The following is a 21,553-nucleotide window of genomic DNA, read 5'->3' on the forward strand; positions in this document are numbered from 1 at the left end:
GGTGGCCGGGTCAGGAAACGGTGGCGGACGTCGTTGACGAAGTCCGGCCGTCTGGTTCGCCGCCCGGGTGCGGGATGGCGATCGCGGCCGAGGCTGCCGGAGCGACGGGCGGACTGGCCTCGCTGAGGCCGACGCGGGCATGGAGCCAGCGCAGCGGCGCCGGAGCCCACCAGTTGGCGTTGCCGGCGACCCGCATGAAGGCCGGGACGAGGACGCCGCGGACCAGGCTCGCGTCGATCAGGATCGCCAGCGCCGTCCCCAGGCCGAACATCTGCATGAACCGCACCGACCCGGTCGCGAACGCGGCGAAGGTGACGGCGAGCAGCACCGCGGCGGTCGTGACGATCCGGCCGGTGCGGGCGAGGCCGGTGGCGACGGCCTCCGTGTTGGGGACGCCGGCATCGTGCTGCTCCTTGATACGGGAGAGCAGGAAGACCTCGTAGTCCATCGACAGGCCAAACGCGATGCAGAACAGCAGCACCGGCATCGACGTGTCCAACGGGCCCGGTGTGAAGCCGAACAGGCCGGCGAGGTGCCCATCCTGGAAGATCCAGACCGAGACGCCCAGGACGGCGCCGAGCACCAGCCCGTTGAGCACGATGGCCTTGAGCGGGAGAACCAGGCTTCCGGTGAACAGGAACAGGAGCACGAACGTCGCGAGCGCGATCAGACCGATGGCGAGCGGGAGCTTCGCGCTGATCGCGTGCTTGCCGTCGGTGAGGTAGGCCGACTGGCCACCGACGAGGACCTCGGTGCCCGCCGGCACCGGCAGCGCGCGGGCCTCACGGACAAGATCCTGGCCGGCGGTGGACATCGGATCGATCGACGGGATGACCCTGAGGTAGGTCCCGGCGTCCGCGGTGAAGCGGGCGGAGGCGGGGCCGGGTGGCTCGGTCCGCGCGCCGCCGCGGAACTCGCCCGCGGCGCTGTCGACCCGGCCGACGCCCGGCAGCCTGGACAGCTCGGTGGCGTAGCCGGCGAGAGCGCCGGTCGTGGTGGGGCCGTTGACGACGACGTCGAGCGCGCCGCTGACGTTGGAGCCGAAGTCGTCCCGGAGGACGTCGCCGACGACTCGGCTCGGAGTGCCGCCGCTCAGCACCCGGTCGTCCGGCGTGCCGAAGCTGACGTGCAGGAGCGGAGCGGCGAGCAGCAGGAGCAGCGCGACCACCGGCAGGCCGGTGAGCAGCGGCCGGCGCATCACCTGGGTCGCGACGGCGCGCCAGAACGGCGACTCGGTGGCCTCCCGCGGCGTGGCGCCGGCCGCCGCGGGCGCCGCGCTCTCCCGGGCGACGCGGCGACGCCGGATCAGGCCGGCCAGGCCACCCACGCGCAGCGCGTTGACCCGCTCGCCGAGCAGCAACAGGACGGCCGGCAGCACCACCACGGCGGTGAGCATCGTGACCAGGGTGACGGCGATGCCGGCGTACGCCATCGACTTCAGGAAGAACGGTGGGAAGACGAGCATCACGGCGAGCGCGACGATGACGGTGGCGCCGCTGAACAGGATGGTGCGCCCGGCGGTGCGCACGGTCGCGACCGTGGCGGCGCGTTTGTCCTTGCCGGTGGCGAGCTCCTCTCGGAAGCGGCTCACGGTGAGCAGCGCGTAGTCGATGCCGAGGCCGAGCCCCAGCGACGTCGCCAGGTTGACCGCGAAGATCGAGACGTCGGTCGCCTCGGCGATCACGGACAGCGCGGCGAACCCACCGAGGATCCCGATCAGGCCGACGCCCAGCGGGAGCAGCGCGGCGACCACACCGGCGAACGCGATGACCAGCAGGACGAGCGTGATCGGGATGGCGAACGACTCGGCGGTGGCGAGGTCTGTGCTCACGCTGTCGCCGATGTCCCTGTTCACGCCCGCCTGCCCGCCCGGTCGCACCGTGACCGGACCGGACGCGTCGGCCGCGTCCTCGTACTTCGTGACGAGGTCATCCGCGTGGTCGTCGTCCACCGTCGCGACGACCAGCGCCTCGCGGGAGTCATCCGAGCGCAGCGACGGACCGGCGCCCGTCCAGTAGGAGGTGGCGCCGCGCACGCCCGGCTCCTGGCCGAGCTCCGCGGTCAGCGACCGGCCGGCCGCGGCGACGGCCGGGTCGTCGACGGTGCCGGATCGCGCGGTGACCAGCAGGACCAGGTTGGGCGCGCCGCCGAACTGGGTGTCGACGATGTCGGCGGCGCGGGACGAGTCGGACCTCGGGTCGTCGAAGCCGCCCGTCAGCAGCTTGCCGAAGGCACCGACGCCGAGCACGCCCGCCCCGACGACGAAGATCAATGTGACGATCAGGACCAGGCGGGGCCGGCCGGTTATTGTCCCGGCGAGACGTGTGAACACCGTTGCCTCCTGAGAGCTACAGTCTCAAGAGAGAACACTGTTCTCTAAAGAGAATGCTGTCAAGAGCGACTGCCGCGCTCCGCCCCCCGGACCCCGAGGGCCGCTGGCACTGACCGGCATGTGACTCGCCGGCCAGGCACGACCGGTCGCGGCATCGGATCTCGGCTGGAAAGATGGCTCGGATGACCCCACTGGYACCACGTCGCGAGCGGCTGCGCGCGGCGACGATCGCGGAGATCAAGCAGGCCGCCCGCGATCAGGTCGCGCGGGGCGGGGTCGCGGCGATCTCACTGCGCGGGGTGGCCAGGGCGATGGGAATGACCCCGTCCGCGCTGTACCGGTACTTCGACAGTCACGACGTGCTGATCACCGAACTGCGCGCGGACGCGTTCGGCTCGCTCGCGGACACGCTCGAGGCGTCCTTCGAGGCGGGCGTCGGCGAACCGGACCAGGCCAGGCGCTGGCTGCTGCTTGCCAGGGCGTACCGCCGCTGGGCGCACGACAACGAGCCGGAGTACGCGCTGCTGTTCGGGCCGAGCACGCTGGAGCTGGACAAGTCCGGGCGCTGCGGCGACGAGATGCACCGCGGCACCGCGGTGCTGTTCCGATGCATGATCGAACAGATGGCCAGCGGCGCCGTCGACCCTTCTCACCTCGACGGGCAGCTCGAGCCGGATCTGCGGTCACGGCTGATCGACTGGGGAGTCGAGGAGGACGCCCCGATCTCGCCGGCGGGCCTGGCGGGCTGCCTGATCGTCTGGACGCAGCTGCACGGGTTCTTGTCGCTGGAGCTGTTCGGTCACCTGCCGCCGACGCTCGGCCGCTTCGACGACCTGTTCGACCAGCAGATGCTGGACGTCATCGTCCGCATCGGCTATCAGCACCCGATCGACATCGCGACCACCGCCGCCCCCTCGCCAGCGGACTGGCTCGCCGGGAGCCCGGCACCCGCCGGCGTGCCCAGCACCCATCCCGCTCGGTAACCCGATCGCGGGAGGGGCGAGGGCGGAAGGGGCCGTCAGGGGCCCGGCGGGCCGGGCCGTCAGGCGGAAGTACGCATCTTGTGGCCGAGCGCGTCCAGCGCCGCGTGCCGTGCGGCCATGATCTCGGGCATCCGCGCCTGGTAGGCGGGCGAACTCGCCAGCGGCGGGTAGAAACCGAGGCGCGGGACGAAGTCGACCTGGTCGTAGCCCGGTGGCCGGTGCAGCGGGTACTTCCGGCCCGGGAACAGCAGGTCGTAGTCGTCCGCGATCTCGCAGACCGTCACCCGCGGATCGACCTGGCGGCGTTGGAAATACGCCTCCAGCACGTCGACAGTGAAACTGATCTCATGGAACTGCTTGACCAGGTCGTGATAGTGCTGGCCGACCTGGTATTTGATCGGCAGTTCCACCTGGGCGCATTCCTCAGGGGCCAGCAGGTCCATGGCCAGGACCTTCACCGACGTCTCGACGCCGTAGCCCCGGGAGAACGCCAGCGCGGCAAAGACATCCGCGTCGAGGACGAACTCGCCGATCAGGGGCTGGTACGTCCGGGTGATCGCCGGGACGTAGCCCGAGAGCTGCTTCGAGTAGAGCGACCGCAACATCTCCGTGGTACGCCCACCCGGCTGGCCGCTGCCGGTGAGCCGGGGTGAGCTGCCGTTGACGAACATCAGGCCCTCGTCGGCGGTGACCGCCGCCGCCAGCCGGCCGACCGTGGTCGTGTCGTAGTTCTCCAGATCGGAGTCATGGAAGATCAGGCGACTGCCGAAGGCCAGGTATGCCAGGCTGCGCATGGCTCCGGCCTTGCCGCCCAGCGCCGGGGCCTCCGACCCCGCGTGCGCCGCGAGCACGTTCTCGCCGCGCACGGCCCAACTGGCGCCAGCCTCCTCGGCGATCTCCACCAGGCCGTGCTCGTCGCCGTCCGAGGTCGGATCGACGATCACACCTATCTCGTCGAGGACATGCCGGTCCCGCATCCATCGATCCCGGAGCTGCGCGATCATGTTTCCCAGAGTTTTCGCGGACTCCGGCCCTCTGGCCGGAATCAGCAGGCTCAGCGTGATTCCCCGCGTGAGCCTGTCTTCCTCGATCGCGTCGAGGTCGAGGGTGGTGGGATCGAGCGTTTGCACGGACGCCCCTCTCGGGTGACCTTGTCTGGTGTGGACATCCCCTCCACCCGGCCATGGGTTTTGTCACGCCCGTCGCCTGGGACGTCGTCGGTTCGGGGTACGGCCACCGCGTGCGAGTCGCGCCGAACCCGCACCACCCCGCCCCGGCTCGCGCGTCGCGACAGYGAGGGAGCTCGCCCGGGCATCCGCGCCCGGCCCGGCTCCGCCCGTCGGCCGGAAACTTCCTCTCTATCCGTACGGTCGCTCTCCCGGGGCCGCGCGGCGGCGGCACCGGCACCGAACAGCAACCCGCCAATCTGCCTGACAACTGGTCCGTCAGGTCCATCCTCGCCGCGGCGAGGGCAGACCGGCGGCGGCCCGCACGGGGCGGGCGATATCGGAAAGGTCCTCCTGGCCAAAGTATCCGCTTCAGACCATTCCTCCCACCCGGGCGCGGGGCGGGGCGTTAGCTCCCTCACACCGGAACCCCGGGTGGCGGTGATGGTCGGTGGCGACATCGTCACCCTGACGCCTCTCGGGCCCCATGACAATGAACAGGGCGTACCCGAGTTTTCAGCGTCCGGTAGGGACTACCCGCAGTCAGTCGGTTCGACGCGCGTGACGCCGGCTCGACACTTACTTGCCACCTGACGTCTTCCCGACACTTGGCGTCACCCAAACTGTCTCCCATGCCCGACGGTGGCGCCATGGATTCGGGCGCGGCCACGCGCCATAGGTCTTTGAACCACCGTGCCCGGCACATAGAGCCAAAAATTGCCCTATGGCATCAATACGAGCCAAACGCTCGCAACCGGGTGTGGGCGCGAATGCGTTCGCACTCGGCGCAGTCGGCGACGGCGACCCGGTCGCGGCCGGCGGCCTTCGCGGCGTAGAGGGCCCGGTCCGCGCGGTCGACCAGCTCCGCCGGGCTCGCCGGCGCCGTGGCGACCGCGGCCGCGCYGACCGACACGGTCACCGTCAGCTGGACTCCGTCCGCGACGATCACCGGTGTCGCCGCGACCGTCGCACGCAGCAGCTCGCCGAGGGCGCGCAGGTCGTCCTGGCCGACTCCGGTGGCTAGCAGCGCGAACTCCTCGCCGCCGTAGCGAGCCACGACGTCCCGGGACTGGGCCACGGCCCGCAGCCGGAGCGCCACCTCGGCCAGCGCGCGGTCCCCGGCGGGGTGGCCGTATCGATCGTTGATCGACTTGAAGTGATCGATGTCGACCAGGAACAGCGCGAGCGCCCAGCCAGGTGATGCGGCCCTAGCCGTCGCCAGCGCCAGCCGGGTCTCCAGGAAACGCCGGGTACACAGGCCGGTCAGCACGTCGGTGTTGGCCAGCCGGCGCTGTTGGACCTCGGCGTACCGCATCCGGATCATGATCAGCCCGGTCGCCACGGCCATGGCCAGCGCGCTGACCAGCTCGGTGTACGCGTCAGCCCGCCCGCGCCGCAGGACCAGGGTGAGGGGCCCGACCAGGCCGGCGAGATAGAGCACCCAGAGCCGGAGGCGGCCGAGCCCCGGGGCATGGTGCGCCGGCTCGGCGATACCGGCCATCGTGGGGTGCAGGGCGGCGGCGCCGAGAGCCAGACTTCCGGCGAGCCAGACCCCGTCCAGCCCGCCGCCCACCGTATAGCCGTCGCCGAGCTGCCGCAGCGCGTAACCGACATCCGCCGCGAGGTTCAGGAACAGGCTCGCGGCCAGCAGGCTGAACGCCGGCGGGCGCCTGCCCGTGCCCAGCACCAGCCGGACACCGATCGCGAACAGGACGAGGTCGGCGATCGGGTAGGCGACCCACATGGCGGCGATCGCCGTGGACTGTTCGCCGTCGAGTCTCGGCCTGATCAGGTTCAGGTAGTACAGCGTCGCCGCGCCGGTGGCGGCCAGCAGCCCGTCGAGCAGGCCCGGGAGGTCCCCGCCCGGCGCGCGCAGGCGGACGAGCGGCAGCAGGCCCGCGACCAGCACCGGGTAGTGGGCCAGGTAGAGCACATCCCTGACGGCCAGGAACGGCGTCGAGGCGTACAGGTAATGATCGACGCAGAAGGCGACGCCCGCGCCGGCGTAGACCAGCTGCGAGATCCCGATGAGCAGCCAGGGCGACCGGGGCTCGGGGCGAAACCGCAGGAGCCCGAAGAACACCGCGCCGGCGGCCGACGCGCTGGTGGCGCTGTAGACGGCGAGCCGCGCGACCAGCCAGCCGTGGGACTCGGAGCCCGTCCAGTACCCGGCGATGTAACAACCCGCGACCGCGGCCGCGCCGACAGCCACGTAGCCCCGCCAGAGCCGGCCCTCCCGCGGGTACGAGCGAGCGGTCGCCCGCTCCGCGGCCGGGGCAGGCGAGCGGGCGAGGCGCACCGCGACCCGGCCCGCGGACGCCAGCCGGGCCGGCCCCGCCGAGCCCGGTCGGCCCACCGGGCTCGGCGGCGAGTCGCCGGGCACGCCGGATTCCCGCGCGGACAGGCGGGCCGGCGACGTCGACAGCGAGCCGGCCCGGCAAAGATCGTTAGCCGATGCCATGCGCAGCCTTTCGCCAGAGGACGCGGAGACGCGCCGCGCGTCGGGGCGGCGCCTCACGTCGGGACACGGGCCGCGGGCGCCACCGCGAGGACGTCCACGGCGAGGGAGACGGATCGCGCCCGCGATCTTGGCCGTACCGGCACCCGCGACGGCACCAGCACGCGCTTCGCATACATACCGGTAGGACCTGTTTGCCGCTGGGAGCCGACCTACCGTGACTTCCAACGCAACAGTATCGAGCCGTCGCTCTTCGTATAGATCACGCCATGGAACATGTGCCTTACTTGTCCAGAATTTGTTCCTCTCGGTTGCGGGGCGCAACCGCCCTACCAAAGGCCCAGAAACCACGTAAAGAGCACATATCCACGCGATAGATCGATCTAATAGCGTCAAACACGAGCCTTTGGTCACATACCGCCGCCGGCCTGCCAGATGCTCTCCGGTTCGTCTGATGTCCGCCGGTTCGCCGGTCGTGCGCGCGACTGCCCGCGGAGGACAACGGATGTCACAGTTCCCAGGCCCGGCTCGTCATGTCGGGGACCGCGGCCCCGAAGGGAACGAGGAAGACGATGTCCGGGTTCTTGCACCGAGTGGGCGGGGCCTGCGCCGCCCATCCCTGGCGGGTGATCGGCGCCTGGGTCGCCGCGCTGGTCCTGACGTTTGGTCTGGCGAGCGCGTTCGGCGGCACACCGCAGGACAACTACGACACCCCGGGCCTTCCCTCACAGGTGGCGACCGACCTCCTGCGCGGCGGATTCCCCGAAGTCGCGGGTGCCGACGCGCGCATCGTGCTGCACGACCGCGACAGCCGGCTCGACGACGCCGTCATCGCCGCCGTCTCCAAGAACCTCGCGGGCGTCGAGCACGTCGACCTGGTCACCCCGCCCCGGCTGTCGGACGACGGCGACACGGCGCTGATCACCATCTACTACGACCGGCCGGTCACCCAGGTCGGCGGCGAGAAGGCGCTCGACACGCTGATCGGCGCCGTGGCCGGCCCGACCCGGGCCGCGGGCGTGACCGCCGAGATCGGCGGGCAGGTGTCCGAGAACATCCAGAAGGTCAACGGCGCGGCCGAGGCGATCGGCATCGCCGCCGCCCTGGTCATCCTGCTGTTCGCCTTCGGGTCGCTCGTCGCCGCGGGCGTGCCGCTGGCCGTCGCGCTGATCGGCCTCGGGATCGGCTCCTCCGGGGTCACGCTGATCGCGGCGGCCACCGATGTCAGCACCATCGCCCCGACCCTTGGCACGATGGTGGGGCTCGGCGTGGGCATCGACTACGCCCTGCTGCTCGTGACCCGGCACATCGAGGGCCTGCGCGCCGGCCTGCCCGTGCGGGAGGCGGCGGCCAGGGCCACGGCGACGTCCGGGACCTCGGTGTTGTTCGCCGGCGCCACCGTGGTGCTGGCGCTGATGGGCCTGCGCCTCGTCAGGCTCCAGACCTACTCCACGACCGGTTTCACCACGGCCCTGGTCGTCGTCGCCGTCGTCGCCACCTCGCTCACGCTGGTGCCGGCGCTGTGCGGCCTGGCCGGTCACCGGCTGCTCGGCCGGAAGGCGCGCCGGGCCCTGGCCGCCGGGACCCGCGCGCCCTCCGAGGCCGCCGACGCCGGTGCGGCCGTCGGAACCGGTGCGGCCGTCGGAATCGGTGCGGCCGTCGGAATCGGTGCGGCTGGTGCCGCCGCGGCGGCGGGTCGGCCCGCCAGGCAGCCGCTCACCGCGCGCTGGGCCGCCCGGGTCGGTCGCAGGCCGCTGCCGTGGGCGCTGGGCGCGCTCGGGCTGCTGCTCGCCCTGGCGGCCCCGGTGTTCGACATGCGCACCTGGCCGCAGGACGCCGGCAGCCAGTCGACGTCGCTCACGCAGCGGCGCGCCTACGACCTGATCGCGGCCGAGTACGGCCCTGGCACCAACGGCCCGCTGCTGATCGCCACGGATCTGCGCGCGGTGCCGAGGACGGAGCTCGACCCGCTGACCGAGAAGATCCGCCGGGCGCCGGACGTCGCCGACGTCGCGGAGCCGATCGTCTCGGCGGACGGGTCGACCGCGCTTCTCGTCGTCGAGCCGACGGTCGGCCCGAGCGACCCGAGGGCCTCCGCGCTCGTCCGCCACCTGCGGGCCGACGTGCTGCCCGACGGCGCCGAGATCACCGGCTGGACCGCCTCGTTCACCGACATCTCCGGGCTGCTTTCCGACCAGCTGTGGGAGGTCGTCAGCTTCGTCGTCGGCGTCTCGCTGCTGCTCCTGCTGCTGGTGTTCCGCTCACCGGTGGTCGCGCTGAAGGCCGCGGTGATGAACATGCTGTCGATCGCCGCCGCCTACGGCGTCATCGTCGCCCTCTTCCAGTGGGGCTGGGGGGTCGAGGCGCTGGGCCTGCCGCACGCGGTGCCGATGTCGAGCTGGCTGCCGCTGTTGATGTTCGCGGTGCTCTTCGGGCTCAGCATGGACTACGAGGTCTTCCTGCTCTCCCGGATCCGGGAGGACTGGCTGGCCACCGGCGACGCGCGCGGCAGCGTGGTGCGGGGGCTCGCGAGGACCGGCCGGGTCATCACCAGCGCGGGCCTCATCATGATCGCCGTGTTCGCCGGCTTCGCGCTGGACCCGGACGTGACGGTCAAGATGATCGGCGTCGGCATGGCGGTCGCCGTCCTGGTCGACATGACCGTCATCCGGCTGGTGCTGGTGCCGGCGACCATGGCCCTGCTCGGCCGCGCCAACTGGTGGCTGCCCGGCTGGCTCGACCGCGTCCTCCCCCACATCGACCTGCACGGCGAGGAGGCCGCGGCACCGGCCGTCGCCCTGCCCGCGCCGCGCGCCGAGGCGTCCGACGAGGAGGCCGCGACCGTCAGCTGACCACGACGCCCGGCCGGCGGACGGCATCAGGCGGGCCCGCGACCTTGTCCCGGTCGCGGGCCCGCTGGTGGTCCAGGCGAAGGCGGTTCAGGCGAAGTAGCGGGAGATGAACTCCGCTACGCAGACCGGCTTGGTCTGGCCCTCGAGCTCGATGGTGATCTGGTTGACGACCTGGACACCGCCCGGCACGTCCTCGACCGTCAGGTTCCTTACGTGCGCGCGCAGCTTGGAGCCGACCGGCACCGGCGCGGGGAACCGCACTTTGTTCAGGCCGTAGTTCACCGCCATGGAGATGCCGGTCACGTGGGCCRTGTCGTGGAACAGCGTCGGGATCAGCGACAGCGTGAGGAAGCCGTGCGCGATCGGCCCGCCGAACGGCCCGGCCTTCGCCCTCTCGACGTCGACGTGGATCCACTGGTGGTCCCCGGTGGCGTCGGCGAACGTGTTGACCTGCTCCTGGGTGACCTCGACCCAGCCGCTGCTGCCCCAGTCCTGCCCGGCCAGCGCCCTGGCGCCCTCGATCCCCTCGACCGTCGTGACCATCGGACTCCTCCAAGCTCCACCGAGCGCCCGGCCCGGCCGGCGTCACCCGCGCACCCGGCGCCGTACGCGCCGCGGCGAGCAGTATCCCAACCCCACTACCCAGATGCGCGGTTCCCGCCCGGACTGGCCCAGAGCGGGCGGCGCTAGCCGGCGGCGCCGACCGGGGTGAGGGAGACGGCCGAGCGGGCGTCCGGAACGGTGGTGGCGGTGTCCCCGTCCGTCAGGTCGTCGGCGAAGGCCTCCGGGGGCGGGCAGGTGCAGACCAGGTTGCGGTCGCCGTACGCGCCGTCGATCCGCCGGACCGGGGACCAGTACTTCGCCGTCCGCAGCGACACCACCGGGTAGGCGGCCACCGACCGGGGGTACGGGTGGTCCCAGTCGTCGCCGGTGACCATCTCGGCGGTGTGCGGGGCGTTGCGCAGCGGGTTGTCGTCCGCCGGCCAGGTGCCGTCGCCCACCTTGTCCGCCTCGGCCCGGATCGCGATCATCGCGTCGCAGAACCGGTCGATCTCGGCGAGGTCCTCGCTCTCGGTCGGCTCGACCATCAGCGTGCCGGCGACCGGGAACGACATCGTCGGCGCGTGGAAGCCGTAGTCGACGAGCCGCTTGGCGACGTCGTCGACGGTCACGCCCGTCTCCTTGGTGAGCTGGCGCAGGTCGAGGATGCACTCGTGCGCGACCAGCCCGCCCCGGCCGGTGTAGAGCACCGGGTAGTGGTGGCGCAGCCTGCTGGCGATGTAGTTCGCGTTCAGCACCGCGACCGACGTCGCCGCGCGCACGCCCTCGGCTCCCATCAGCCGCAGGTACACCCACGGGATCATGAGGATTCCGGCCGAGCCCCATGGCGCCTCGGAGATCGGGCCGACACCGGTGGCCGGGCCCGCCTCGGGGCACAGCGGGTGGTTCGGCAGGTACGGCAGCAGCTTCTCGCCCACCGCGACCGGGCCGACGCCGGGGCCACCGCCGCCGTGCGGGATGCAGAACGTCTTGTGCAGGTTGAGGTGGCTGACGTCAGCGCCGAACCGGCCGGGGCGGGCGAGGCCGACGAGCGCGTTCAGGTTCGCGCCGTCGACGTAGACCAGGCCGCCGGCGTCGTGCACGATCGCGCACGCCTCGCCGATGCCCTCCTCGTAGACGCCGTGCGTCGACGGGTAGGTGACCATCAGCGCGGCCAGCCGGGTGGCGTGCTGGGCCGCCTTCGCGGCGAGGTCACCGAGGTCGACGTTGCCGTCGTCGTCGCAGGCGACGACGACGACCTTCATCCCGGCCATCGCCGCGCTCGCGGCGTTCGTGCCGTGCGCCGACGACGGGATCAGGCAGACGTCGCGGACCGCCTCCCCCGCCTGGGCACGGTCGCGGTGGTACGCCCGGATGGCCAGCAGCCCGGCGAGCTCGCCCTGGCTGCCGGCGTTCGGCTGCAGCGACACCCCGGCGTAGCCGGTGATCTCGACGAGCCAGCGCTCCAGGTCGGTGATCATCTCCAGGTAGCCGGCGGCCTGGCCCAGCGGCGCGAACGGGTGGATCTCGGCGAACTCCGGCCAGGTGACGGCGGCCATCTCGGCGGTGGCGTTCAGCTTCATCGTGCAGGAGCCGAGCGGGATCATCCCGCGGTCGAGCGCGAAGTCGACGTCGGCGAGGCGGCGCAGGTACCGCAGCATCGCCGTCTCCGAGCGGTGGGCGTGGAAGACCGGGTGCTCCAGGTAGCCGGACGTACGGACGAGCGCCGCCGGCAGCGCGACGGCCGCCACCTCGGCCGCCGGGACGGCCGGCGGCGCGTCGACAGGGGCCGGAACGCCGAAGGCGGCCCAGGCCGCGTGCAGGTCGGCGTCCAGAGTCGCCTCGTTGCAGGAGATCCCGACATGGTCGTCGTCGACGAGGCGCAGGTTCACCCCGTGCTCCAACGCCGCCGCGACCACCCCGGCCGCCCGCCCCGGCACCCGGGCGAGCACCGTGTCGAAGAAGTGGCTGTGGACGACCTCGACCCCGCCGGCGCGCAGCACCGCGGCGAGGCGGGCGGCGTGGGCATGGACCGTCGTCGCGATCCCGGCGAGCCCGCCGGGCCCGTGGTAGACGGCGTACATCGAGGCGATCACAGCCGGCAGCACCTGGGCGGTGCAGATGTTGCTGGTGGCCTTCTCCCGGCGGATGTGCTGCTCGCGGGTCTGCAGCGTGAGCCGGTAGGCCGGCTTGCCAGCGGCGTCGACCGAGACGCCGACGAGCCGGCCGGGAAGCATCCGCTCCAGGCCCCCGCGTACCGCCATGTAGCCGGCGTGCGGGCCCCCGAACATCACCGGCAGCCCGAACCGCTGGGTGGTGCCGACGGCGATGTCGGCGCCGAGCTCACCGGGCGAGGCGAGCAGCGTGAGCGCGAGCAGGTCCGCGGCGACGGTCACCGTCACGCCGTGGTCGCGCGCCTGGGCGATGACGCCGCGCAGGTCACGGACCTCGCCGTTCGCGCCGGGGTAGGACAGCAGCACGCCGAACGTGTCGGCCAGCACGTCGGCCGGGAGCTCGCCCGACGCCTCGGCGGGCTGCTCGCCCGGCTCGGCGGGCAGCGGCTCGGCGGCCCCCTCGCCCGGGGCCGGCACCGGGCGGGCGACGACGCCCTCGCGCAGGTCGGCGACGTGGACCGCCAGGCCCAGCGCCTCGGCCCGGGTCCGCACGACGGCGATCGTCTGCGGCAGCGTGTCGGCGTCGATGAGGAAGGTCGAGCGCTTCTTCTTGTCGACGCGGTGGGCGAGCTGCATCGCCTCGGCCGCCGCCGTCGACTCGTCGAGCAGCGACGCGCCCGCGGTCGCGAGGCCGGTGAGGTCGGTGACCATGGTCTGGAAGTTCAGCAGCGCCTCGAGGCGGCCCTGCGAGATCTCCGGCTGGTACGGCGTGTAGGCGGTGTACCAGGCCGGGTTCTCGAGCACGTTGCGCTGGATCACGCCAGGCAGCACGGTCGGGTGGAAACCGAGGCCGATCATCGAGGTCACCCGCCGGTTGCGGCGAGCCAGCGCGCGCAGCTCGTCGAGCGCGGCGCTCTCCGGGATCGGCGCCGGCAGCTCCAGCTCGGTCGAACGGATGCCCGCCGGCACGGCCGCCTCGGTCAGCGCGTCGAGGGACGGGTAGCCGAGCGCGGCGAGCATGATCGCCTGGGCGTCGGTGTCCGGCCCGATGTGCCGGGCGACGAACGCCCGATAGGCGGGGGCCGGAAGCGCCGCGGTCGGGCGGGTGGCGGTCGGGAGCGCCGGAGTGGCCGTGGTCGGGGTGGTGGCGGGCACGTGTCGCTCCGAAGGTCAGGCGGCACCGGCCTGACACCGGCCCCGCTTCGGGGTCCGGGAGATGATCCCCCGGCAGGCACGGCGAGTGTTCGCCCACGGGACAGCACGCGGGGGTCGCTCGCCTGGGCCTCCCCCTCTGTCATGGGCCTGAGAGCTTCACCGGGCGGCGTCGTGCCCGGTTTTCACCGTCGGCGGGACGCCCAGCGGCGTCCGCTTTCCAGAGTTGCCTGACCCGGCGGTTGGGGGCCTGAGAGTTTGTGGGGAGATCTTGCTCCTTCGGCGCCACGGGCTGGCTTGCCCGGGACTCTCCCGCACGGGTGTGAGCGGCACAATATGCGGTTGTGGCCCGGTCCACGGACCGCGAACCGGCGCCGACCCGACCACCGGACGGCTTTCCACCAGGTGAACAGGTCTGCACCGAGACTATCGGTGGCACGCAGACGGCGCGACCGCGACCACGGCCACGAAACCACCCCGCAACGTCGCCCGGCGCGGCCGCGCCCGGGACTTCCCACCCGGTCAACGGGCCGCGCCCCGCCGCGCGGCGCCGGTCACGTCCCGCCGCGTCGCCAGCATCACATCGCGGGCCGAAGGGCGTCCCCAACGATCCGCCGACGCGGACCGTTGGGGACGCCTGCCCGCGGCATGGGCGAATCGTCGCGCCGCCGACGGCCTTCAGCTGCCCTGGCTACCCAGTGCGCCGCCTCGACGTCATCGCGAGGCGCCGGACTTCCTGCGGGCGGCGGCGGTGACGCGCCGGTTGGCCTTCTTGATCTCGGATACCAGCTCGTCCTTCGTCATCCGGGTGCGGCCGGGGATCTCCAGCTCGCGGGCCATCTCGCGCAGCCGGGTCAGCGGCGCGTTCGCGTTCACGCCCTCGGCGGTCGGCCGCGGCCGGCGCGCGTTCGCCGGCGCGCTCTGCTCCGCCCGCGCGTCCGACGGGCCCGGGGACGGCTTCGGCCGCCAGCGGTCGCCGATCCGCTCGTGGGTGTTCTTCAGCGCGGCGAACGCGGCGCGGTGCGCGCGCTGGCCCTCGCCGTAGCTACCCACCGCCGAGTCGTGCGCCTTCTTCCACGTGCGGACGGCCTTGTTGTCCGACCGCTCGATCGTCGACGGCACTCCGGCACACTTCTGGTCGGCCTGCTCCGCCTTACTGGAACGGGTCGTCGTCTTGGCGGGACTGGAACGGACCGCCGTCTTGGCAGGGCTGGAACGGGTCGTCGTCCTGGTAGGACTGGAACGGGTCGTCGTCCTGGTAGGCATCTGCATCACCTCCGCTGGAAAGCCTCGTCGTCCGCGACGAGGGCGAGCAGCCTCGACCACGGTCGGGGGCGCGCGTTCGGCTCGGTGTCTGTCGGTGAGTTCCCGGCGGGCGCAGCGCAAACCGCGCCCCCCACCCCACCTTCGACGACGATTGCTCGGTCCGCAGGGGCGCGCGACGTATCAACGCTGGTTGTGCCCGTTTGACCAGCGGCGGTTTCCGCCTACTTCGACGGGTCCGTTATTTCACCTGGTCAGCGCGCGCCTTCGCCGCCTCGACGTCGGTGGCGGCTCCGCCCCGCTCCCGCTCGAAAAAGGGTTCGACCGCCCGGTCGGACGCGGTCTGGCGGGCGACCTGCCGGGCCATCTCCTCATCGCTGGCGCCCGCGCCAGCCTCAGCGGTCCTGCCCCGCGCCGGGTCGGTCGCCCGCCCCGAACGGGTGTCCGTTCTCTTGGCGGCTCGCCCGCCGGATCGTGTCGTCATCGTCCCTCCCCGTTCGCCTCGCCGTACTCGTCCCGTCGCGCAAGTACCCGGACGGCCGGGGCGGAACCCGCCGCCAGGGGAATGGCCTGGCGGGGTGGTGACCTCAGGTACGACGATGGCCAGACCGATGACCGAGGGAGCCGAGCGATGCCGCACCTGGCGCACGACGGGGACGTGTACGTGCTGGATCTCGGCGACGGCGAGAACYGGTTCACGACCGACTGGCTGATGGCGGTGAACGCGCTGCTGTCCGAGGTCGAGGAGGCCGAGGGGCAGAAGGCCCTGGTCACCACCGCGCGGGGGAAGATCTGGTCGAACGGGCTCGACCTGGACAGAATTCTGGCCTACCCGAGCGAACTGGACGCCTACCTGCACGTCGTGCAGGCCCTGCTCGCCCGGGTGCTGACGCTGCCGTTCGTCACCGTCGCCGCGGTGCAGGGACACGCCTTCGGGGCGGGCGCCATGCTCGCGCTCGCGCACGACCAGCAGGTGATGCGCGCCGACCGCGGCTACTGGTGCCTCCCCGAGGTCGATCTGCGCATGCCGTTCACCGCGGGGATGACGCGGCTGCTCGCCGCGCGCCTGCCCGCCAGGACGGCCGCCGAGGCGATGGTCACCGGCCGCCGCTACGGCGGCGTCGACGCGTTCGAGGCCGGGATCGTCGACGCCGTCGCCGGGGAGAGTCTCGCGGACGCCGCGGACCTGGCCGCCGCGCAGCGCGCCGTGCTCGTGGCGGCCCTCGGCCTCGCGCGCCCGCGCGCGACCAAGGCCTCGCCGGTGCTCGGCAGGATCAAGTCCGGCCTGTACGCCGACACCGTCCATGCCCTGCTGGCCGACGAGAACGCCGGCCTCGCCCCGTTCCCACCGGTCGGCTGACCTGAGGCCCGCTACGCGGCGAAGTCGAAGATCAGGCGGTCGGGGCCGGTCAGCTCGCTGACCCGGTAGCCGACGACGTCGTCGAGGCCGACGCCCAGATGGACGTAGCCCTCGAAGTCACCGGCCAGGACGATCTGGCGCACCGCCGGCAGGCCGCCGCCGCTGACGGGCGAGCGCAGCGTCGACTGGCCCGAGTCGTCGTGGGCGTCGGCCGGGTGCAGCACGATCTCGAACCGCGCCTGACCGGTCAGCGCGAGCGGTGAGCCCTCGCCCGGCCTGACCACGTCGTCGACGTAGCGGGCCGTGTAGCCGGGCAGGCCGCCGGTGAACTCCAGGACGATCCGGTCGAAGCTCAGCCCGCCCGCGACGTTGTGCGCCGCGCGCGCCTCGACCAGCCGCGGCGAGGGGCTCGTCGAGCGGGTGAGCGAGGTCGGGCCGCTCGGCCACGTCGGCGCGGCCCCGGTTGGCGAGGCGCCGGCGCCCGCGCTGGGAGCCACGGTCGTGCCTTCACCCGCTGGAGTGGACGTGGCCGCGGCGGACGTCGTGGCCGGTTCCGGCGACGGCGAGCCACCGTCGCCCGAGCAGGCGGAGAGTGCGCCGACCAGCAGTACCAGCGCGGGCACGACGGTGCGTGCGCCATGCCCCCGCCAAGACCAAAACGGCGACCTGAACCGCGACATGACGGCCTCCGATCTGGTTCCCTGGCTCGTCCGACGACGACCGGGAGCGACGACGGTACGCCGGGAGCGCGGCGCCCGAGTGGGAAATGTCCTCCTACCGACGAACTGGGCACCAGAAACCCGGAGGGCTGGCCTCATCACGGGACCGCCGCCACGGCGAGCACCCGCGTGCCCGCCGGGACCGACGCGGACAGCGCCACCGCGTCGCCGAAGGCATAGACCCCACCGTCGGCGTCCACCACCCAGTACCCGCGGCCGCCGGGGGTCGCCGCGAGACCGGCGACCGCGGCCGACGGTGAGGTGGGGGAGCCGTAGCGGCCGGCCGCGCCGTGGGCCACCACCGCGCCGGCCGCCGTGACGGTCCAGTAACCCGAGCCGGTCGGGCTCGCGGCGATGCCGACGGTGCGCGCGGACCCGGTCGCGGCGGTGACGGGCGCGGCGCCGGCGGCGATGCCCTCGGCGTCGCCGAACGGGTAGACCCCGCCGGCCGCGTCCACCAGCCAGTACCCGCCGCCGGTCGGGGTGGCGGCGATGCCGACGACCGGCGCGGCCGGCGCGGACAGGAGCGACCCGTACGCGGCAAGGGTGCCGTGCGCCGCGACGGCACCGGCGGCGGTGACGGTCCAGTACCCGCCCCCGGTCGGCCCGGCGGCCGCGGCGACCACCGCGCCACCGCCCGCGCTTCCCGCCAGCGCCGCCGCGTCCCCCGCCGGGTGGCCGGCGCCCGACGCCCCGACCAGCCAGTAGCCACGGCCGGTGGCGGTCGGCACGATCGCGACGGCCGCCGGGTCGGCGCCATCCGCGCTCACCGCCCCGGCCGTGCCACGAGCGATCACCGATCCGGCGTCGGTCAACAGCCAGAAACCCGGCGGCAGCGGGGAACCGGCACCCGGCGGCGGGGTCGGGGCGTGCCCAGGGGCCGTGGTCGGCCGCGCGGGTGTGGTGGTCCGCCCGGGCGAGCCGGCCGGCGTCGGCGCGGTCGTGGTCCGCGTGGGCGCCGGCGCGGTGGAGGGACGGGCCGTCGGCGGGCCGGCCGCCGGGGCCCCGGTCCCGCCGTCACCGCGGCCATTCGGCCGGGACGGCTGCGCGCCGGTGGCGGGGCGGGAGCCTCCCTGGCCGGAGCCTCCCTGGCCGGAGCCTCCCTGGCCGGAGTCGCCCTGGTCGGTCCGGTGGTCGTCCGCCTGCGCGGTGTCGCCGGTGCCCGGCTGGCCGGGGCCGGTGGTCTGCTCCGGCGGTTGGGTCGCGGTGGGCTCCGGCTGGGGCGGCGCGGCGGTGTGGCTCGGCGTCGGGCGCGGGTCCGTTGGCCGCTGCGACGGCGGCGGCCGCTGACCGGGTTCCGGTCCGCTCGTGGTGCCCGGCCGGCCGCCACCGGGGCCGCCGGGCTGGCCACCGCCCCGGCCGTTTCCGCCATTGCCGTTCCCGCCGCCGTCGCCGTTCCCGCCGCGGCCGTCGCCGCCGGGGTTGTCTCCCCGGCCGTCGCCGCCGGGGCGGCCCTGGCCCGGCCAGATCTGCCCCCGGACGTCGCCGGTCCCCGTGCCGCTGGCCGGTTGGGAGGTCTGGCCGCCCGGTGTCTGCCCGGGCGGCAGGGGCTTCGGGGTGCTGGTGTGCTCGCCGCCGGGCAACGCGGCGCCGAACTTCGCGATGGTTCGCGGCGTGGTGCCGTCGACGAGGACGACGTTCGGGCCGGCCTCGTCGTTGATCCAGAGCTGGCCGTTCTGGACGTCCGCGGTGATCCGGGCCTGACCGCCCGCCGGCGCGACCTGCACCGGCGTGGCGAAGCGCCCGGCCGTGGGGTCGTAGGCCCAGACCACGCCCGCGTCCGAGTCCGGCACGTAGACATGGCCGTCGTGCCAGACCGGCGGACCCAGCCGACGCGGTTCGGCGGCCGTCCCGCTGGCCGCCCCGCCAAAGCCGATGGTCGGCAGGTTCGTCGCGCTCACCCGGCCGGAGTCCAGGTCGGCCAGCAGCAGCCGTCCGGTGGACGGCTCGGCCAGCGCGAGCACCTGGCCTTCGGTCCGCGCCGGGACCAGCAGCTGGCGGCCACCGTCGGCGGCGGCCCCGCCGGCGTCGCCGCCGCCGGCCGGCAGCCGAAGGGCGGCCTCTGCGCCGTCCGCCGTCAGCCGGGAGACCGTGCCCGCCGTGCGGTCGACGATGACCGGCGACCCGCCGACCACCGCCGCGTCGATGCGGTCGCCGAGCGGCGCGACGGGGACCGGCGTTCCCGGCGCTCCCGATCGGACCGGCACGACCGTGCCGGCGCCGGGCACCGGCACCCAGAGCGTCCCGTCCCCGGTCTGGGCGACCGCGCCGAGGCCACGCGGGAAGGTGATCGGCGAGCCCAGCTCGGCCAGCGTGCGGGAGTCGAGCCGGGTCACGAGGCCGCTCGCCGCGTCGACGGCATAGGCGTCGCCGCCCGCGGCACTGACCACCGTGCCCTGTGGGTAGGCCACGGTGGCGACGACCTCCAGCAGCGCCGGGTCGATCCGCAGCACGGTGCCAGCCACCGCGTCGACGACGATCACCGCCTCGTCTGACGGCGCGGTCGCCAGGCCCCCGGCCGCGTCATCCGAGCCAGCAACGTCATCCGAGCGATCCGAACCGCCGGCCGGGCCGGGCAGGCCTGGCCCCGCGGCGCCGGGGGCCGCCGAGCTCACCGCCCCTTCCGGGCCCGCCGCGGGCGCGGTCGCGGCGGCACGGGACGCCTGGGCGGGACGAGTGGGTGCCGGGGTGGCGAAGTCGGTGAGCACGGCCAGTTGGTGCCCGGCCGCGCCGGGAAGGGCGACGGCCGCGTCCGCCACCCCGGACGGGCCGTTGACGTGAAACAGCAGGCCGAAACGCTCGCTCACCAGCCAGCCACCGCCGTCGCTCAGGTCGAGCGTCACCGGGTGGGAGCCGCGCCCGAGCATGGTGGTCGCCGCGACGCCGGCCAGCGCGAGCGCCGCGACGACCGAGGTGGCCCGGCGGCCGCGCCTCGGCCTCGGCACGGGACGCCGTGGCGCATCCGGACCGGCCGGCTCGGCCAGCTCAGCCGGCGCGTCCGGACTGGCCGGCCCGGCCGGATTCGGCCGGGGCGGCGTTCCGTGAGGGCCTGTGCGCGTCACGGCAGGTGTGACGTGTGGATGCCCCGACGGGTTGCGCCCCGATCTTCTCCGGATGCGAGGGGTTACTTCTACTTCGCCCGTAAATCACCCGAAACCACTAGATCCACAATTTCTGGGCGAGCTGGCGCAACGAATCCGAAGGGCTCGCCGTCGTATGTGAGCGAACCGGTTCGGGCCGTGGGGACACGGACGCGCACACCGGACTGGTTCCGGGTGGCTCCCCCCGCCGCCCGCGGGCGGGCCGCGCCGCATCGTCCCCCTCGGACGGCGCGGCCCGCCCCCACCACGGCTCACCGCGCTGTCTCGCGCCGTGCCGGGTCCCCACAGGTCCAGAAGCTCCATCAGCCCGCGGAACACCGGGTCAGCTCGCGGGGTCCGGCCGGTCAGGCGGGCCACGAGGGCCGTCGCCCGCGCGCCGGCCGACCCGCGCACCCGGCAGGTCCATGACCGCCAGGAACGTCATGCCAGTCACCGCCAGCGACTTCATGCCCATCCAGAAACTCGGTGCCCGTCAGGAAGGAGTGGCTGTGACCGTCGCCGGCCCCAAGGGGTCCTCTGGCCATGTGAGGCAAGGGGGTGAGGGGTGGTGAGCGAGGAGCTGGACACGTTCGCCGCCGCGTTCGCCGACGTGGTCACGAACGTCGAGCGGGTGATCCGTGGCAAGCGGGAGGCGATCGAGCTCGCGGTGATCAGCCTGTTCGCGGAGGGCCACCTGCTGATCGAGGACGTCCCGGGACTGGGCAAGACGACGCTGGCCCGCAGCCTCGCCGCGTCGGTGAACGCCAGCTCCCACCGGATCCAGTTCACCCCCGACCTGCTGCCGTCCGACATCACCGGCACCACGGTCTACAACCAGCGCCTCGGCGAGTTCGGCTTCCGGCCGGGCCCGGTGTTCGCGAACCTCGTGATCGGCGACGAGATCAACAGGGCGTCGCCGAAGACCCAGTCCGCGCTGCTCGAGGTGATGGAGGAGGGGTTCGTCACCGTCGACGGCACCCGCTACCAGGTGCCGCTGCCCTTCATGGTCGTCGCGACGCAGAACCCGGTCGACATGGACGGCACCTACGCGCTGCCCGAGGCGCAGGTCGACCGGTTCCTGATGCGGCTACGCCTCGGCTACCCCGGCACCGACGCGGAGCTGGAGATCCTCGAGGGCCATCAGGTGGGCCGGCGCGTCGAGGACCTGGCGCCGGTCATGCGCGCCGAGGACGTCGTCGCCCACACCGAGCGCACCCTGTCGGTACATGTCGCGCCCGCCCTGCGCCGCTACATCGTGGACCTCGTCGCCGCCACCAGGCGCATCCCGGACGTCCTGCGCCTGGGCGCGAGCCCGCGCGGCAGCATCGCGCTGCTGCGCGCGGTGCAGGTGCGCGCCGCCGCGGCCGGCCGCGAGTTCGGCACCCCCGACGACGTGAAGGCGCTGGCGAAGCCGGTGCTCGCCCACCGCCTGGTGCTCAGCCCGGAGACCGAGCTGAAGCGGGTGACCGCCGAGGACGTGGTCGACGAGGTCGTGCGGGCGGTCCCGTCACCGCGCCGCCTCGTGGGCGTGTAG

General features: G+C 73.4%; 13 protein-coding genes and 2 riboswitches. Of the genes, 4 read left to right on the forward strand and 9 right to left on the reverse strand.

Annotation, left to right across the window (positions count from 1 at the left end; all coding sequences use genetic code 11):
* Nucleotides 1-10 precede the first annotated feature (10 nt).
* Nucleotides 11-2,332, reverse strand: a complete 2,322-nt coding sequence (locus BL253_RS26685; RefSeq protein WP_076820062.1) for an MMPL family transporter — start codon at nucleotides 2,330-2,332, stop codon at nucleotides 11-13.
* A gap of 182 nt (nucleotides 2,333-2,514) precedes the next feature.
* Between BL253_RS26685 and BL253_RS26690 the strand changes: the two genes are divergently transcribed.
* Nucleotides 2,515-3,315 (forward strand): TetR/AcrR family transcriptional regulator, encoded by an 801-nt coding sequence (locus BL253_RS26690; protein ID WP_076820063.1) that lies wholly within the window; start codon nucleotides 2,515-2,517, stop codon nucleotides 3,313-3,315.
* Nucleotides 3,316-3,374: 59 nt separating this feature from the next.
* Here BL253_RS26690 and BL253_RS26695 read toward each other — a convergent pair whose 3' ends face one another.
* Together BL253_RS26695 and BL253_RS26700 are read right to left on the reverse strand one after the other, a co-directional pair.
* Complete coding sequence (locus BL253_RS26695; protein WP_076820064.1) at nucleotides 3,375-4,445, reverse strand: glycosyltransferase family protein; 1,071 nt, start codon at nucleotides 4,443-4,445, stop codon at nucleotides 3,375-3,377.
* A 766-nt stretch (nucleotides 4,446-5,211) separates the two neighbouring features.
* Complete coding sequence (locus BL253_RS26700; protein WP_076820065.1) at nucleotides 5,212-6,942, reverse strand: GGDEF domain-containing protein; 1,731 nt, start codon at nucleotides 6,940-6,942, stop codon at nucleotides 5,212-5,214.
* A 569-nt stretch (nucleotides 6,943-7,511) separates the two neighbouring features.
* Between BL253_RS26700 and BL253_RS26705 the strand changes: the two genes are divergently transcribed.
* A complete protein-coding gene (locus tag BL253_RS26705) occupies nucleotides 7,512-9,791 on the forward strand; it encodes an MMPL family transporter (protein WP_076820096.1) in 2,280 nt (759 codons plus the stop codon).
* 87 nt (nucleotides 9,792-9,878) lie between these two features.
* Here the strand turns inward: BL253_RS26705 and BL253_RS26710 are convergent, their stop codons facing one another.
* The 4 genes from BL253_RS26710 to BL253_RS26725 form a co-directional block, all read right to left on the reverse strand.
* Entirely contained in the window at nucleotides 9,879-10,334 is a 456-nt protein-coding gene (locus BL253_RS26710) for a MaoC family dehydratase (protein WP_076820066.1), read from the reverse strand.
* Nucleotides 10,335-10,477: 143 nt separating this feature from the next.
* On the reverse strand, nucleotides 10,478-13,600 hold the full coding sequence (gene gcvP / locus BL253_RS26715; protein WP_081438720.1) for an aminomethyl-transferring glycine dehydrogenase: 3,123 nt from the start codon (nucleotides 13,598-13,600) through the stop codon (nucleotides 10,478-10,480).
* Between the two features lie 129 nt (nucleotides 13,601-13,729).
* A riboswitch (glycine riboswitch) is annotated at nucleotides 13,730-13,826 on the reverse strand.
* A riboswitch (glycine riboswitch) is annotated at nucleotides 13,827-13,922 on the reverse strand. It abuts the riboswitch before it with no gap.
* 389 nt (nucleotides 13,923-14,311) lie between these two features.
* Complete coding sequence (locus BL253_RS26720) at nucleotides 14,312-14,863, reverse strand: ChaB family protein (protein WP_338013752.1); 552 nt, start codon at nucleotides 14,861-14,863, stop codon at nucleotides 14,312-14,314.
* A 238-nt stretch (nucleotides 14,864-15,101) separates the two neighbouring features.
* On the reverse strand, nucleotides 15,102-15,344 hold the full coding sequence (locus BL253_RS26725; RefSeq protein WP_076820068.1) for a hypothetical protein: 243 nt from the start codon (nucleotides 15,342-15,344) through the stop codon (nucleotides 15,102-15,104).
* Nucleotides 15,345-15,491: 147 nt separating this feature from the next.
* Here BL253_RS26725 and BL253_RS26730 point away from each other — a divergent pair, with 147 nt between their 5' ends.
* The gene (locus tag BL253_RS26730; protein ID WP_076820069.1) at nucleotides 15,492-16,220 is read left to right on the forward strand and encodes an enoyl-CoA hydratase/isomerase family protein; all 729 of its coding nucleotides are present in this window, start codon (nucleotides 15,492-15,494) and stop codon (nucleotides 16,218-16,220) included.
* An 11-nt stretch (nucleotides 16,221-16,231) separates the two neighbouring features.
* On the opposite strand, the gene BL253_RS26735 is transcribed toward BL253_RS26730, so the two are convergent.
* Entirely contained in the window at nucleotides 16,232-16,843 is a 612-nt protein-coding gene (locus tag BL253_RS26735) for an AMIN-like domain-containing (lipo)protein (RefSeq protein ID WP_241835173.1), read from the reverse strand.
* 194 nt (nucleotides 16,844-17,037) lie between these two features.
* On the reverse strand, nucleotides 17,038-19,884 hold the full coding sequence (locus BL253_RS26740; protein WP_076820071.1) for a hypothetical protein: 2,847 nt from the start codon (nucleotides 19,882-19,884) through the stop codon (nucleotides 17,038-17,040).
* 703 nt (nucleotides 19,885-20,587) lie between these two features.
* Between BL253_RS26740 and BL253_RS26745 the strand changes: the two genes are divergently transcribed.
* Nucleotides 20,588-21,553: an AAA family ATPase gene (locus BL253_RS26745; RefSeq protein WP_076820097.1), complete on the forward strand. Its 966-nt coding sequence runs from the start codon at nucleotides 20,588-20,590 to the stop codon at nucleotides 21,551-21,553.

It is taken from the genome of Pseudofrankia asymbiotica, assembly GCF_001983105.1.
In the GTDB taxonomy this organism is placed as follows: Bacteria; Actinomycetota; Actinomycetes; order Frankiales; family Frankiaceae; genus Pseudofrankia; species Pseudofrankia asymbiotica.